The sequence below is a fragment of the Pseudarthrobacter sp. NIBRBAC000502770 genome, assembly GCF_006517815.1.
Lineage (GTDB): Bacteria > Actinomycetota > Actinomycetes > Actinomycetales > Micrococcaceae > Arthrobacter > Arthrobacter niigatensis.
Genome location: NZ_CP041198.1, coordinates 3,028,655 through 3,043,126 on the forward strand (window position 1 = coordinate 3,028,655; position 14,472 = coordinate 3,043,126).

Below are 14,472 nucleotides of genomic sequence, written 5' to 3' on the forward strand. Positions count from 1 at the left end.
GCAGGGGCGGATCCCAATGGTTGCAGGGGCGGAATTCCGCCCGTCCGCATCACCCCAGTAATCGGTTTCTCGAAAATCTAGACCCAGACTGCCTGCTGGTCAAGTGAAGTTTTGAATCGTTACATAGAGCGATCACCTACGTCCTGCCGCCTTGCGGCGACAGGGGGAAAGCGCTTCCCCCTAATGTTCGCGCCCAGCTGCGGATGAAAATGATCCCCGGCCGCGCAGCCCGGATCAGGCGACCTTCTAAGTGGTTTGGGAAAGCCCTTGCCAAGTCCTTTGGAATGCGCTTTCCTTGTAGGGAGAAAGAACGTGGCATGGAACACATGCATCCCTCGATTCCACATCGGATGCGCTGTACAGCAACTCATGACCTCAAAGGAGAGACAATGACAACGTTTACCCGACGATCGGCGCTGGCACTATTTGCCGGAACTGCCGCTGTGGGAGCCCTTTCCGCCTGTGGAACCGGTGGGGGTGCGAAGAACGCTGATGGCTCCGTAACCCTGCGTGTTTCCTGGTGGGGCAACGATGTGCGCAATAACCAGACCCAGCAGGTGATCGATGCCTTCCAGCAGGCCCATCCGAACATCAAGATCCAGGGAGAGCCCGGGGTGTGGTCGGGGTACTGGGACAAGCTGGCTACCCAGACGGCCGCGAACGATGCACCCGACGTGATCCAGATGGATCTTGCGTACATCGCCGAGTACGGCGGGCGGGGCGCGCTCCTTGACCTCTCCAAGCAGAACCAGCTGGACCTGTCCGCCTTCGACCAGAACACCCTCAAAGCGGGCCAGTACAACGGCAAGCTGAACGGCATCAGCACGGGACAAAACGCCCTCGCCGTCTTCGCTAACGTCAACCTCTTCAAGAAGGCCGGCGTCGCGATCCCTGACGATACTCAATGGACGTGGGACGACTACCTGAAGACGGCCCAGGCCCTCGCGGCAGCCACCGGCACCTACGGAGCCTCGTATGGCTTGACGGACCAGAGCCTCAACATCTGGCTGCGCCAGCGGGGAGAGCAGCTGTACACCCAGGATGGCCAGACCGGGTTCACCGTCGACGGCGTGGCCTCCTACATGGCCTTCCAGAAGAAGCTGATGGATTCCAACGCAGCGCCCCCGCGAGCGTGGCACAGGAGGACATCGGCGCCCCCGTCGAGCAGACGCTCGCTGCGACGAACAAGACCGGCATGTCTTTCTGGTGGACCAATCAGCTCGGCGCCATTGCGAAGGCCACAGGCAGCGACATCAAGCTGCTGCGCGTCCCGAGCCAGGACGGCAACCCCAAGGATGACGGGCTCTACTACAAGCCCTCGATGTACTGGTCCGCGTCGTCACGCTCCAAGCATGCGGCCGAGGCCGCGACGTTCATCGACTACCTGGTCAACAGCCCCGACGCTGCGAAGATCGTCACCACAGAGCGCGGTTTCTCGACGTCCCCGAAGATCCAGGACTCCATCAAGCCGTTGCTGACCCCCACCGACAAGACCGCCCTCGACTTCCTCACGGCGATCAAGCCGGAACTCGGCGAACCGCCCGCTGTTCCGCCCACCGGGTCGAGCAAGGCCGCCGATGCCCTCGGCCGCCACACCACCGACGTCCTGTTCGGGCGCGCCAGCGCCCAGGATGCAGCCGCTGCATTCAAGTCCGAAGCGGACAACATGATCAAGAGCGCCAAGAAATGAGCGTCCTCACCGAACTGGGCAGCCTCGGCAAGAAATCGCCCCGGGGCGGGCCCAAGGTCAAGCGGACCTTCCGGGACAACCGGGCCGCGATGGTGTTCCTCGCCCCCTGGATCGTGGGCCTGGTCGCCATCACCATCGGACCGATGCTGATCTCCCTCTACCTCTCCTTCACGGACTACAACCTGATCCAGGACCCGAACTTCATCGGCGCCGACAATTTCACCCGCATGATGCAGGACGACCGGTTCTGGAATTCCCTGCGGGTCACCCTGACATACGTGATAGTCGGTGTCCCGCTGCAGCTCGGCCTGGCCCTGGCTGTGGCCCTGGCCCTGGACAAAGGCATCAAGGGCCTGCCGATCTACCGCTCGGTGTTCTACCTGCCTTCCCTCCTGGGCTCTTCGGTGGCGGTCGCGATCCTCTGGAAGCAGATGTTCGGCACCTCCGGCCTGGTCAACCAACTCCTGGCCATGATCGGCATCACCGGCCCGGGCTGGATCTCAGACCCCAGCACCGCCCTTGGCAGCATCATCCTGCTGCACGTCTGGACCTTCGGATCCCCCATGATCATCTTCCTGGCCGGGCTGCGGCAGATACCCGCCATGTACTACGAAGCCGCAGCCGTGGACGGCGCCGGCCGGGCCACCCGATTCCTAAAAATCACCCTGCCCCTGCTGAGCCCGATCATCTTCTTCAACCTCGTGCTGCAAATCATCGGCGCGTTCCAGTCCTTCACACAGGCGTTCATCGTCTCCGGCGGCACCGGCGGCCCGTCCGACTCGACCATGTTTTTCACCCTGTACCTCTACCAGCGCGGCTTCGGCCAGTTCGACATGGGCTACGCCTCCGCGATGGCCTGGGTCCTGCTGGTCATCGTCGGCGCCTTCACCGCCGTCAACTTCTACGCATCGAAATTCTGGGTGTTCTATGACGACTGAATCAGCCCCGCGCGTCACCACCGACGCCCCCCTGCCCACCCCCGGCCCCGCCAACGGCCGCCGGGAGCCCAACCCTCCGGCCAGCACCTCGCCCCGCCCCAGACACCGGACCAAGAGCATCCTGAAACACGCGATCCTGATCGCCACCGCGATCATCATGATCTACCCGCTGCTATGGATGGTCGTCTCCTCCTTCCGGCCCAGCGCGGACGTCTTCCGCGCCCCCGGCCTCTGGCTCACCGAAATCCACACCGAGAACTACGCCACCGGCTGGAACGCCCTAACCTCACCCTTCGGGACCTACCTGCTGAACTCCGCCCTCGTGGTCCTGGGCGCCGTGATCGGCAACCTCGTCTCCTGCTCGATGGCCGCCTACGCCTTCGCCCGGCTGGACTTCCGCGGCAAGAAGTGGATGTTCGGCGCCATGCTCGTCATGATCATGCTCCCCATCCACGTCGTGATCGTCCCGCAGTACATCCTGTTCTCCCAGATCGGCTGGGTGAACACCTTCGCGCCCCTCATCGTCCCGAAGTTCCTCGCCACGGACGCGTTCTTCACATTCCTCATGGTCCAGTTCATCCGCGGCATTCCCCGCGAACTGGATGAGGCGGCAAGGATCGACGGCGCAGGCCACCCCCGCATCTTCCTCCAAGTCATCCTTCCCCTGATGACCCCCGCCCTGGCCACCACCACCATCTTCACGTTCATCTGGACCTGGTCCGATTTCTTCAGCCAGCTCATCTACCTCACCTCCCCCGACGTGTTCACCGTCCCCGTCGCACTCCGCAGCTTCGTCGACGCCCAATCCAGCACCGACTGGGGATCCATGTTCGCCATGTCCATCGTCTCCCTACTGCCCGTCTTCATCGCCTTCCTCGTCGGCCAAAAATTCCTCGTCAAAGGCATCGCCACCACCGGCATCAAATAACCACCCGCCGGGGTGCGTGTCCCACCACGCACCACCGGCCTTTGCCTGCCCACTGCCCGTCCCGGCGGGCCACCCTTTGCATCCGCGCCAGCCGCAGCAGGCGGCGCCCCAATCTGATTGCCCTGCTGGGCCGAACGGAGAACCATGGCAACGCCTGCCGGCGCGGCACTTCCGACAACACTCAACCGGGAACCTGCGGATCGCAATACCGGCCGGCCCCAACAGGGAAATGCGCCCGCGCGCGTGGCGCTGGTTGGGGTGCACGGCTTCGGTACCCAGCACCTGCTGAACCTTGAACGGCTCACCACGGCAGGCGCCGTCGAACTCGTTGCCGCAGCAGATCCCACCCCGCCGGCACCGGGGTCCCTGCCGGCGTCGTCCATGGTCTTTCCGGGATTGCCCGAACTCCTGGCCCATACCGCGGAGCTGGATGCCATCATTGTGGCCACTCCCATCCAGACCCATGCACCGCTGGGCCTGGCAGCGCTGGCCACCCACGCAGACCTCTACCTGGAGAAGCCACCCGTAGCGTCCCTGGCTGACTTCACCCGCCTGGCAGAGGCGGCATCGACGTCGGGACGCAGCGTGCAGATCGGGTTCCAAAGCCTTGGTTCGCACGCCTTGGCAGCGATCGGGGACCTCCTCGCGGCAGGCACCATCGGCACGCTCCAGGGCATCTCCGCGACCGGCCGCTGGGTCCGGGACAAGGCCTATTACAAGCGGTCACGCTGGGCCGGGAAACGCACCCTCGACGGCGTGGATGTGGTGGACGGCGTGGCAACCAACCCGCTGGCGCACGCCGTCGCAACAGCCCTCCGGATCGCCGGGGCACGCACCACCTCCGATCTCGCCTCCGTGGAAACCGAGCTATACCGCGCCAACGGCATCGAATCCGACGACACATCGGTCATCAGGATCCGCACCACCGCGGGCCTGCCCATCACCTGTGCCCTGACGCTCTGCGCCGCCACGTCTGTTGAGCCCTGCGTGACCCTCCAGGGAACGTCAGGAACAGCGGTGTTCCATTACACCGAAGACCGCCTCACCGTTTCGACGGAAGCCGGCACCACGGAGGAGACATTCGGCCGGGACGACCTCACTGAAAACCTCCTGGCCCACCGCAGGAACGGCACGCCGTTGATCAGTCCTCTTCTGGACAGCGGCGCCTTCATGCTGGTCCTGGAAGCCATCCGTACCGCACCGGCGCCCGCGCCGATCGCCGCGGAACACGTCCGGTGGGAAGGCGAAGGCGACACCGCCCATGCAGTGGTACCGGGTATCGAGGCGGCCATTGAACAGGCCGGCCGGCAGCACGCCACCTTCAGCGAACTCGGACTTCCCTGGGCGCACTCGGCTCCTGTGGCCTTCACGGTTCCCTCAAGCCCCATGAACGCAGCCCCATGAACCAGGAAACCACGCAGGACCGGCAGGCTGCCTCCATTCCACCCGGCACGGACGGGTCCAGTTCCGGGCAACTCCTGGCCGTCCACCTCCTGACGGACGGCCTCGAAGAGTGCCTGACGGCCTCCGGCCGCCCTACCTTCGGCTGGGACTTGGCCCAGGCCGGGAACCACGACCCCGCACAGGCCTGGCAGACCGGCTATGAGATAACGCTGGAAGACGGCGCCGGAGCCCACGCCTGGAGCTCCGGCTGGGTTGCGGACAACAAGCACCGGCACATCCCCTACACCGGCCCCGGGCTGGAAACCGATGCTGATTATGCCTGGCGCGTCCGGGTCCGCGACGCCACCGGAGCCGCCGGCGAATGGTCGGCTGCCAGGGAGTTCAGCACAGGCCTGGATGACAGCTCCTGGCAGGCAGAATGGATACGCCGCACTCCCGGCGGTCGGGCACCACTCGGGATTCTGGACGGCGCGCTCCGCGTGGCGGGATCGCCGTTCCTGCCCCTCCCCTGCCCGCCGGTGCGCAGCTTCCGGCTGGAAGCCCGGCTGCGGCCCGTGATGGGCCGGGTGGGCATGATCCTCCGGAGTGGCGGACCTGGGACCGGCCTGCTCCTCGAACTGGACCAGGCAGGCAGCGTGGTGCTGCGGCGGGCCCCTGCGTGGGAGATTCCCGCGGCGGCCACGCCGCCCACCACGGTACTGGCAAGTGCGGATGCCAGCATCCCGCCCGCGCCGGACGCGGGCTGGCTGGAGCTGGCCGTGGCGGACGACGGAAACCGGATCACGGTGTCCCTGAATGGCGCCGAGCTGATGGCGGTCCAGGAGCCGGCCGGGCCAGTGGGGCGGCTGGCCCTGCACCAGGGCCCGCGCAGCCAGGCTGAGTACGCGTCGCTGCGGGTTGTCGCCGCGGGCTCGCCCCTGATGGATCAAAGGTTCGACGGCGGCACGGACGCCGGGAGCGGCATCCTGGCCGCCTGGACCCGGACCACGGCCTTCCGCCAGCCCGACGAATGGACGTTGTTCCGCGCCGCGGTTGAGCTCACCGGCAAGGTCAGCCGGGCGCGCCTGTACGTGGCCGCCAACCACCACGCACAAGTTTCCATCGCCGGGGTCCACAGCCTCAGCGTGACGTCGTTCGGCTACCCCGGGGAAGGCTACTACGATGCTGAGGACGTCACCGGCGTGCTGGCCGCACAACCGCAGGGGGAGCCGGTTCCGTTGACAGCCCTGCTGCACTGGTACGGCCCGGGCCAGGGCAGGGCCGCAGGAGTTCCGGGCCTCCTGGCCCGGCTCAGCGTGCAGTACACGGACGGGCGCCGCGAGGTGTTCGGTTCGGGTCCCGGCTGGTCGGCAGGGGAGGCGCCATACCGCCAGTCGGGCTACCGGAACGACGAGGGCGACCCCGTTGAACACCTGGACGGAGAGGCCGCGGCGTCCCTTAGCCCTGCCGAAGACCTGCCCGCCGCCATCCTTTGCGGCCGCCACCCGTCGTCGGACTTTCCCCGCCTCCACCCGCGCCGCACCTCCCTGGCTGAAGAGTTCGTTGCCCCGCGCGAATTCCTGACGGCCGGCGATGGCACCCTGGTTGCAGACTTCGGCCAGGTCCTGCCCGGGCGGCCTGAGATCGATTTCCTGGACGGCGTCCCCGGGCGCACCGTGATGCTCCGGGCCGGCTACGTGCTCCGCCCGGACGGGCGGGTGGATGCCGGAAAGACGGCCAGCCAAAACACGGACATGTCCTTCCCCTATACCCAGGCGGCAGGGCCCCAGCAGTTCCGTGCCACCGTGCACCTGGGTTTCCGTTACCTGGAGCTACCCGGCGTTGATCCTGCTGAGGTGTCCAGGGTCGGTGCGGTGGTGGTCCGCGGACGCCACCCCGGCCAGGGCAGCTTCTCCAGCTCGGATCCCACCCTGGACGCCGTCTTCCGGCTGCTGCGGGATTCGGCGCTGTACGGGGTGCAGGAGCAGTTCGTGGACACCCCGACCCGGGAAAAAGGCCAGTTCCTGGCCGACGCCGCGAACATCTCCTATGCCACCATGGCCCTGTTCGGCGAGCACGCCTACACGGCGCAGGCGCTGCGGGAGTTCAGCTGGTCTGCGCTCCGTTATTGGACCGACGGGGAGGACAAGGGACGCTACAACGCCGTCTACCCCAACGGGGACGGCAAGCGCGACATTCCTGATTTCTCCCTGATGGTCCCCGAGTGGGCCGAGGAGTACCACCGCCGCACCGGAGACCTCACGCTCATCCGCGAGCTGCTGCCGCACCTGTGCGATACGGCGGACTACGCGCTGCGGCACATTCCCGAGGAGGGCCCGACGGCGGGACTGGTCACCAGGCTGGGCGGCGGCTCCGGCCCGTACCTGCACGGCATCGTTGACTGGCCCGCGCCTGGCCGGTTTGGGTACGACATGGAGTGTGCGGCTAAAACCACCGTCAACGCCCAGGCGTACTCGGCGCTGATGTCAACGGCCCGGCTCTGCGGCACCGTTGGTGACGAGGATGCAGCAGCCCGCTATGCGGCGTCGGCCCGGACCCTGGCCAGGGCCATCCGGTCACGCCTGCGGGTGGACGGGGTAATGATCGACGGCCTCCACGGGGACGGAACCCCCAGCCCCCACGCGTCCCAGCACGCCACCTCCTTCCCGCTGTCCCTGGGCATCACCGACCCGGCCGACGCCCAGGAGGATGCCGTCCGGATCGCTGTCATGGGGATGCGGCAGGGACCCATGACCGTGCACCGCCTGGTCCGCGCCCTGCTTGGCCAAGGCATGACCGACGCGGTTCTGGACCTGCTCACCAACAGCGGCCAGCCCGGCTGGGCCCGGCTCCTGGAACGCGGCGCCACCTTCACCTGGGAGGCCTGGGACCTGGTGGACGGCACCGACTACAGCCAGTCGCACGCCTGGTCCGCATCGATAGTCAAGGAGATCTTCGAACACCTGCTGGGCGTACAGAACGTGGTGCCCGGCGAACTCCTGATTGAGCCGCCGTTGTGCCGGCTGGACCACGCCCGCGGCCGCGTGCCCACGGGCAACGGCTGGGCGGACGTCAGCTGGCGGCGGCACGGTCCATTGGTGGAGGTTGAGTGCATCATTCCGCCGGGAGTGCTGGCAACAGTCAGGTTGCCGTCGGGCCTTTACGGGGTCAAAGGCCCGACGCCGGACGGTGCAGCCGCCAGGTCTTTTCCGGAAGATGCAGCAGGCCCCGCCGGGGCCACCAGGGATTTCCGGGTCCACACTGGAACGTGGACCTTCGCACCGGAGTGAAGCAGGCAGATGAACACAAGAGGAGCCCCAAGAATGCAGGAACCCAGCGGTCCGTCCCCAGTCTGGAGCAAGGTGCAGGGCCTCGCCTTCGGCGGCGACTACAACCCGGAACAGTGGCCCCGCAGCGTGCGCGCGGAGGATCTGGAACTGATGCAGGAAGCGGGGGTGAATCTCCTCAGCGTCGGCATCTTTTCCTGGGCCCTGCTGGAACCGGCCGAGGGACAGTACGACTTTGGCTGGCTGGACGAGGTCATGGACAACCTCGCGGGCATCGGGGTGAAGGTGGCGCTGGCCACCGCCACCGCCGCTCCCCCGGCCTGGCTGGTCCGCAAGCATCCGGAAATCCTGCCGGTCACGGCTGACGGGACCGTGCTGGGGCCGGGCTCGCGGCGGCACTACACGCCGTCGTCGGCCGTGTACCGCCGCTATGCCACCGGAATTACCCGCGTGATCGCCGAACGATACCAGGACCACCCGGCCCTGGCCCTGTGGCACGTGGACAACGAACTCGGCTGCCACATCTCCGAGTTCTACGGGGATGAGGACGCCACCGCTTTCCGCGCCTGGCTGGAGCGCCGGTACGGGACCGTTGATGCGCTCAACGCCTCCTGGGGCACGGCGTTCTGGTCCCAGAACTACGGTTCCTTTGACGAAATCCTGCCGCCGTCCGTCGCCCCGTCCACGCTCAACCCGGGGCAGCAACTGGACTTTCAGCGGTTCAACTCCTGGTCCCTGGTGGACTACTACCGGCAGCTCGTGGCGGTACTGCGCGAAGTGACGCCGGACGTCCCCTGCACCACCAACCTGATGGCCTCAAGCGCCACCAAGTCCATGGACTATTTCGACTGGGCCAAGGAACTGGATGTCATCGCCAACGACCACTACCTGGTGGCCGCCGACCCCGAACGGCAGGTGGAACTCGCGTTCAGCGCGGACCTTACCCGCGGCATTGCGGGCGGTGACCCATGGATCCTGATGGAACATTCGACGTCGGCCGTGAACTGGCAGCCGCGCAACCAGCCCAAGATGCCCGGCGAGATGCTGCGGAATTCCCTGGCGCACGTGGCGCGCGGGGCGGACGCCGTGATGTTCTTCCAGTGGCGCCAGAGCTTTGCCGGCTCGGAAAAGTTCCATTCCGCGATGGTGCCGCACGGAGGGCGGGACACGCGGGTGTGGCGCGAGGTGGTGGAACTGGGCGCAGCGCTGAAACGCCTGGAACCTGTGCGTGGTTCGCGGGTTCAATCCCGGGCCGCCATCGTCTTTGACTACGAGTCCTGGTGGGCCAGCGAGATTGATTCCAAGCCCAGTATCGATGTGAAGTATTTGGACCTGTTGCGGGCGTTCCACCGCGCCCTGTTCCTCCGCGGAATTACCGTGGACCTGGTGCACCCGTCCGCGTCGCTGGAGGGGTATGGCCTGGTGCTCGTGTGCACGCTGTACGCCGTGTCCGATGACTCCGCCGCCAACATCGCCGCGGCCGCCTCTGCCGGGGCCACGGTGTTGGTGAGTTACTTCAGCGGAATTGTGGACATGCAGGACCACGTGCGGCTGGGAGGCTATCCGGGCGCGTTCCGCGGTCTCCTGGGCGTGCGCGTGGAGGAATTCCACCCGCTGCTGGCCGGGTCCCAGCTGAAACTCAGCGACGGGACCGTCTCGTCGGTGTGGAGCGAGCATGTGCATCTGGCCGGCGCGGAGGCGATACAGGCCTTTACCGGGTATCCGCTGGACGGCGTTCCCGCCGTCACCCGGCGGCCCGTGGGTTTCGGGGCGGCCTGGTACCTGGCTACCTTCCCCGATCCCGATGGCATTGATGCCCTCCTGGACAAACTGCTCGCCGAATCCGGGGTTTCCCCTGTTGCCGACGCCGATCCTGGAGTGGAGCTTGTCCGCCGGGTTTCCGAGGACGGGCGGAGCTTCCTGTTTGCCATCAACCACACGCGCTCGGCTGCTTCGGTTTCTGCCACCGGCACCGACCTGCTGACGGGTGAGTCTTTTGGCGGCACGGTTCCGGCCGGGGGTGTCGTAGTGGTGGCCGAGGGTTAGATAGGCGGTTGCCATACGGGAAGCGTCAAAACCTCCTGAGGTGACCCAGGAGCCCCGGGGACGACGGCCCAGAGCTAGACTCACTCTCACAACTAGGTTGGGGGACCAAATGAGTAGACCTGCATACGCGACTCACACGGCAACGCATCGACTGAACAAACTGGCTGTTGCATCGATTGTGTTTGCTGTCGTAGCTGCATCAGGTTTCTGGGTTTTTGGAGTCGCGGTTCTTGCTGTCTTTGCAGTGGGCGCCGGGCACGTCGCCCTCAATCAGATCCAACTCAAAGATGAGCGGGGAAAAGGGCTGGCAATCGCTGCTCTCGCCGTTGGGTACTGCATTGCCACTCTGGCATTGATCAGCATTTTGGGCTTCATACCGAGCGTCGTCCATCAGCTATGGCAGTAATCGCGTGTCCCAAGGCATATTCTGTGGGCCTGCTTGGGGACCGGGGTGGGGCGTATAGCCGGAAAAATGGGGATCTCATCACTGACCCTCACGCTATTGGCAGTCCTGTGTGCGTGCGGAGGGCCAGCAACGCCGCTACCAACAGTTATTGAACTCGCTGCCACGGGGTATCGCTTTGCTCAAAGGGTCCTGCACTAGTGCAGATACGAGTTGCCGGGCGCCCGCCACCACTGTGGAGTCGAAGTCCATTTCCGTCGCCATGACCCAGCCTCTGCCCGCCGGCCACAGGATGTTCGATGACTGCGGGAATAGTGGGGAATGGTACCGGGGGCACATGAATCACCTATCCGCGGTCGCGGTAGCACTGCGGCGCGGAGCTGCAGGGGGTGAGAAGCCGCCTTTTCCACATAGGACGTAGAGGCCGTCGGAATTGTCAGAGGGTGCTGGAAGACTCTGCTTATGGAGGCGGTTGAAGTGGGAGCAAAAGCACTGGAGGCCAAGCCTCAAGTGCCTTCCATCGCTGATGTGCTTAACCTGTTGGCCCGTGTTCCCCTGGCTGCTGATGGTGCGGGCTTGGTTGACCAGATTCGCGGGCTGGAGGAGTTGAAGTGCTTTGCCGGTGCCCGGCAGGCTGAGGCCGCTGTGGCTTTTGATCTGTCCCAGCGGCGGGAACAGGCCGACGCCGGGGTCCCGGCCGCCGGGCAGGGTGCCGGGGTCGCGGCGCAGATCGCCTTGGCAAGGCGGGAGTCCCCGGCCCGGGGTTCCCGGCTGCTGGGCCTGGCCAAGGCGTTAACCGGGATGCCGCACACGTTCGCCGCGTTCCGGGCCGGGCTGCTCAATGAGTGGCGGACCACCCTGATCGTGAAGGAAACCATCTGCCTCACGCCCGGGGACCGGGCCGGGGTGGATGAGGAACTCGCCGCCGATACCGGCGCCCTGGGCGGTGCGGGAGACAAGGCGATCATCGCCGCCGTCCGCGCCGCGGCGTACCGGCGGGACCCGGCCTCCGTCGCCAAACGCGCCGCCCGGGCCGTGAGCGAGCGGGCCGTGAGCCTGCGTCCGGCCCCGGACACCATGACCTACCTGACCGCGCTGCTCCCGGTCGCCCAGGGCGTGGCCGCCTACGCCGCCCTGGTCCGGGACGCGGACACCGCCCGGGCGGCCGGGGATGACCGGTCCCGTGGCCAGGTCATGGCCGACACCCTCATCGAACGCCTCACCGGCACCCCCGGCGGCATCACCGGGGTCCAGATCCAGCTCGTCATGACCGACCGCACCCTCCTCCGGGCCGACGCAGAACCAGCACGGCTCCCCGGCTACGGCACCATCCCGGCAGAACCGGCTCGGGCCATCGCCCTCGCCGGCGGACCAGCCGCGGCCAACCCACTGGCCGGGCCGTCGGGTATGGAAGAACTCGACCTCTGGGTCCGGCGGCTTTACACCGTTCCGGGCAGCGGCGAGCTCGTGGCGATGGACTCCACAGCCCGGCTCTTCCCGGCCGGGTTGAAACGGTTTCTTCAGGTCCGTGACGACACCTGCCGCACCCCGTACTGCGACGCCCCGATCAGGCACCACGACCACATCACCGCCTGGCACACCGGTGGACCCACCAGCGTGAATAATGGCCAGGGTTTGTGCGAAGCCTGCAACCACACCAAGGAAACCCCCGGCTGGACGGCCCAAACCATCCAGGGACAGCGGCATATCGTCGCAACCACCACCCCCACCGGCCACACCTACCACTCCACCGCCCCACCACTCCCCGGGAGCGCACTTCTAACCGCCAGCCTGCCGTCCGCCGACGTGCCGCAGCGGGAGGTCAATGATTTCCTGCCGCTTCGGGGTGAGCACGGACTGGATCCTGGCCAGCATTTGAAGAGCCCCGCTGGCCACGTGCTGGGAAGGGTGTCTGCACCCCGCGCCCACGGACCGGCGGAGGGTCGGCAGCGGTTACGGCCCAGGGAGAGCAGCGTCCCGTAGGGAACCATCGTCAGTCAGCAGGACCTTCCTCAACAGCTCCGCCATTGGACAGCTCTGCCCCGGAGGAACCGTTGGTCCCCCGGGGCAGAACCGGGTTTGAATATGTTCCCAGTGGCCTAGCTGCGGATGGCTGTTTTCATTTCGTCAGTGGCCTTCTTGCCGGCTTCGTCCGTGGACAAGCGTTCAAAGAGGACCTCTGAGGTGTACCGCTTGATGATCTCCTGGATGGCACCTGCACCCTTGGGCGGCGGGGCCGGAGCCTCTCCCAGTTCATCCTTGATCTCGTCGATGAACTTGACCACCTTGGTATCGGCCGGAGTCAGCTTGGGCGCGATGGCTGCACGGACATCCGAGTTAGGATAAACGCCGCGGTCCGCCAGGAGTGCCTCGCCGGCCTTCACATTGTTGGTGAGGAAATCGATGAACTTTGCCGCTTCCTGCGGGTGTTTGGTGCGTGAGGAGGCGGACCAGAACTGCGAGGCCTTGTACCAAAGCTTCGCCTCATCGGCGGCACCGGCTTTGGAGGGGAAGCGCAGGATCTTCAGGTCGCCGCCGGAGGCCTTTTCCAGCGCCGGAGCCTGGTTGGACCACCAGAAGGCCATCGCGTTCTTTCCGGTTGCCAGGCCGCTCTGGTCCAGCGGCGCGGCATCAGCCTCCACCACTTCGGCAGCAGGCGGTACGGCCTTGTTTTGGCTCAACTGCTTCAGGAATGCCCACCAGCCGGCGATGTCGGCCGGTTCGAAGCCCAGCTTGCCTTCAGAGGTGTAGAGCGACTTTCCGTTCTGTCGAAGCCACACACCCAGGGAGGCCTCGTCGGTTCCGTAGGCGGCCGAACCGTACGTACCTTTCGGGGACTTGGCAGTAATGTCGGCCGCGATGCGCCCAAAATCCTCCCAGGTCCACGTGGAGTCGTTCGGCAGTGGTACGCCGGCTGCCTGGAAGACCGCGGGGTTGGCCAGGATGGTGGCCGCGTTGATGCCGGCGGAAATACCGGTCAATCCCTTATCGCTCCTGCCTGCATTCAGCGCCGCCTCGTCAAGCTTTGAGGTGTCGATGCCGTACTTGGAGAGGTCAAGGAGCGCGCCTCGGCTCGAGTATTCGGTAATGTACTTTTCGTCCATCTGGATGACGTCGGGAGCATCGTTGGCCGCCGTCTGGGTGGCGAGTTTGTCCCAGTAGCCACTCCAGTCACCGAACTCCGGCTTGACCGTGATGTTGGGATTTTCGGCCTCGAACGCTGCGATGGCCGCCTGGGTCAACTGCGCCCGTTTGTCACCTCCCCACCAAGTGAAGCGAAGTTCCACTTTGCCGTCCGCGCTTTTCGGTGCTGCTCCTCCGCCGCAGGCGCTGAGGGCCAGGACGGCAGCCGTCGCAGCAGCAACCGCTATCGCCCATCGGACCCGGCCCTTCCCGGGACGGCGGGGCGCGCCTGGTGCGGGAGCCCTTGAGGGCTGATGTGCAGGCGCCGCGGGGCGGGGTGAACGTGGCACTGTGTACTCCGATCATCGTTGATCTGTCGGGGATGGGGGCTGAACTAAGGAAGGCGAAGCGTGAAAGCGCTTTCCACAACTAATAATACAAGCTTATAACTTGTAGAACAAGATACTGGGGCGTTGAAAGACTTGAGGCGACGGAGCCCTTGTCACTAAGCGCGTTCAGCCTGGACCCCCAGGGCGCCACGCGGCCAGGAGGTACCGCTTGTTGACGCGCCAAAAACCCTTTGTTAGGTTGAGAGAAACCGTTTTCTTGGTGGTCATGCCTCCCGTAAGACAGCCGGCGTCACGGTCCATGAATACGCATTCCAAGGAAGGAGC

At 65.8% G+C, this 14,472-nt stretch carries 9 protein-coding genes and 1 pseudogene; 9 read left to right on the forward strand and 1 reads right to left on the reverse strand.

Going from position 1 to position 14,472, the window contains the following annotated elements; translation table 11 throughout:
* Positions 1-389 precede the first annotated feature (389 nt).
* The 9 genes and pseudogenes from NIBR502770_RS21565 to NIBR502770_RS14630 form a co-directional block, all read left to right on the forward strand.
* Positions 390-1,049: pseudogene (locus NIBR502770_RS21565) on the forward strand (ABC transporter substrate-binding protein); the annotation flags it as partial.
* A gap of 83 nt (positions 1,050-1,132) precedes the next feature.
* A complete protein-coding gene (locus tag NIBR502770_RS21570) occupies positions 1,133-1,690 on the forward strand; it encodes a hypothetical protein (RefSeq protein WP_246857505.1) in 558 nt (185 codons plus the stop codon).
* Positions 1,687-2,628, forward strand: coding sequence for a carbohydrate ABC transporter permease (locus tag NIBR502770_RS14600; RefSeq protein ID WP_141159415.1), 942 nt, complete (start codon positions 1,687-1,689; stop codon positions 2,626-2,628). The genes NIBR502770_RS21570 and NIBR502770_RS14600 overlap by 4 nt, the downstream gene beginning before the upstream one ends.
* A complete protein-coding gene (locus NIBR502770_RS14605) occupies positions 2,618-3,556 on the forward strand; it encodes a carbohydrate ABC transporter permease (RefSeq protein ID WP_141182409.1) in 939 nt (312 codons plus the stop codon). Before NIBR502770_RS14600 ends, NIBR502770_RS14605 begins: the two co-directional genes overlap by 11 nt.
* Before the next feature lie 243 nt (positions 3,557-3,799).
* On the forward strand, positions 3,800-4,960 hold the full coding sequence (locus tag NIBR502770_RS14610; RefSeq protein WP_246857293.1) for a Gfo/Idh/MocA family protein: 1,161 nt from the start codon (positions 3,800-3,802) through the stop codon (positions 4,958-4,960).
* Positions 4,957-8,229 (forward strand): family 78 glycoside hydrolase catalytic domain, encoded by a 3,273-nt coding sequence (locus NIBR502770_RS14615; RefSeq protein WP_141182411.1) that lies wholly within the window; start codon positions 4,957-4,959, stop codon positions 8,227-8,229. Before NIBR502770_RS14610 ends, NIBR502770_RS14615 begins: the two co-directional genes overlap by 4 nt.
* A 33-nt stretch (positions 8,230-8,262) precedes the next feature.
* A complete protein-coding gene (locus NIBR502770_RS14620) occupies positions 8,263-10,272 on the forward strand; it encodes a beta-galactosidase (RefSeq protein WP_141182412.1) in 2,010 nt (669 codons plus the stop codon).
* A gap of 109 nt (positions 10,273-10,381) precedes the next feature.
* A complete protein-coding gene (locus NIBR502770_RS14625; protein WP_141182413.1) occupies positions 10,382-10,678 on the forward strand; it encodes a DUF4190 domain-containing protein in 297 nt (98 codons plus the stop codon).
* Positions 10,679-11,137: 459 nt separating this feature from the next.
* Entirely contained in the window at positions 11,138-12,658 is a 1,521-nt protein-coding gene (locus NIBR502770_RS14630) for an HNH endonuclease signature motif containing protein (RefSeq protein WP_141182414.1), read from the forward strand.
* A 116-nt stretch (positions 12,659-12,774) separates the two neighbouring features.
* Here NIBR502770_RS14630 and NIBR502770_RS14635 read toward each other — a convergent pair whose 3' ends face one another.
* Positions 12,775-14,148 carry an ABC transporter substrate-binding protein gene (locus tag NIBR502770_RS14635; RefSeq protein WP_141182415.1) on the reverse strand — a complete coding sequence of 458 codons (1,374 nt, stop codon included), beginning with the start codon at positions 14,146-14,148 and terminating at the stop codon, positions 12,775-12,777.
* Between the last annotated feature and the right edge of the window lie 324 nt (positions 14,149-14,472).

Bases quoted from the DNA above. Each gene is read 5' to 3' on its own strand.
- NIBR502770_RS14615 (WP_141182411.1), top strand. From the start codon at position 4,957: ATGAACCAGGAAACCACGCAGGACCGGCAGGCTGCCTCCATTCCACCC.
- NIBR502770_RS14600 (WP_141159415.1), top strand. From the start codon at position 1,687: ATGAGCGTCCTCACCGAACTGGGCAGCCTCGGCAAGAAATCGCCCCGG.
- NIBR502770_RS14625 (WP_141182413.1), top strand. From the start codon at position 10,382: ATGAGTAGACCTGCATACGCGACTCACACGGCAACGCATCGACTGAAC.
- NIBR502770_RS14630 (WP_141182414.1), top strand. From the start codon at position 11,138: ATGGAGGCGGTTGAAGTGGGAGCAAAAGCACTGGAGGCCAAGCCTCAA.
- NIBR502770_RS14605 (WP_141182409.1), top strand. From the start codon at position 2,618: ATGACGACTGAATCAGCCCCGCGCGTCACCACCGACGCCCCCCTGCCC.
- NIBR502770_RS14620 (WP_141182412.1), top strand. From the start codon at position 8,263: ATGCAGGAACCCAGCGGTCCGTCCCCAGTCTGGAGCAAGGTGCAGGGC.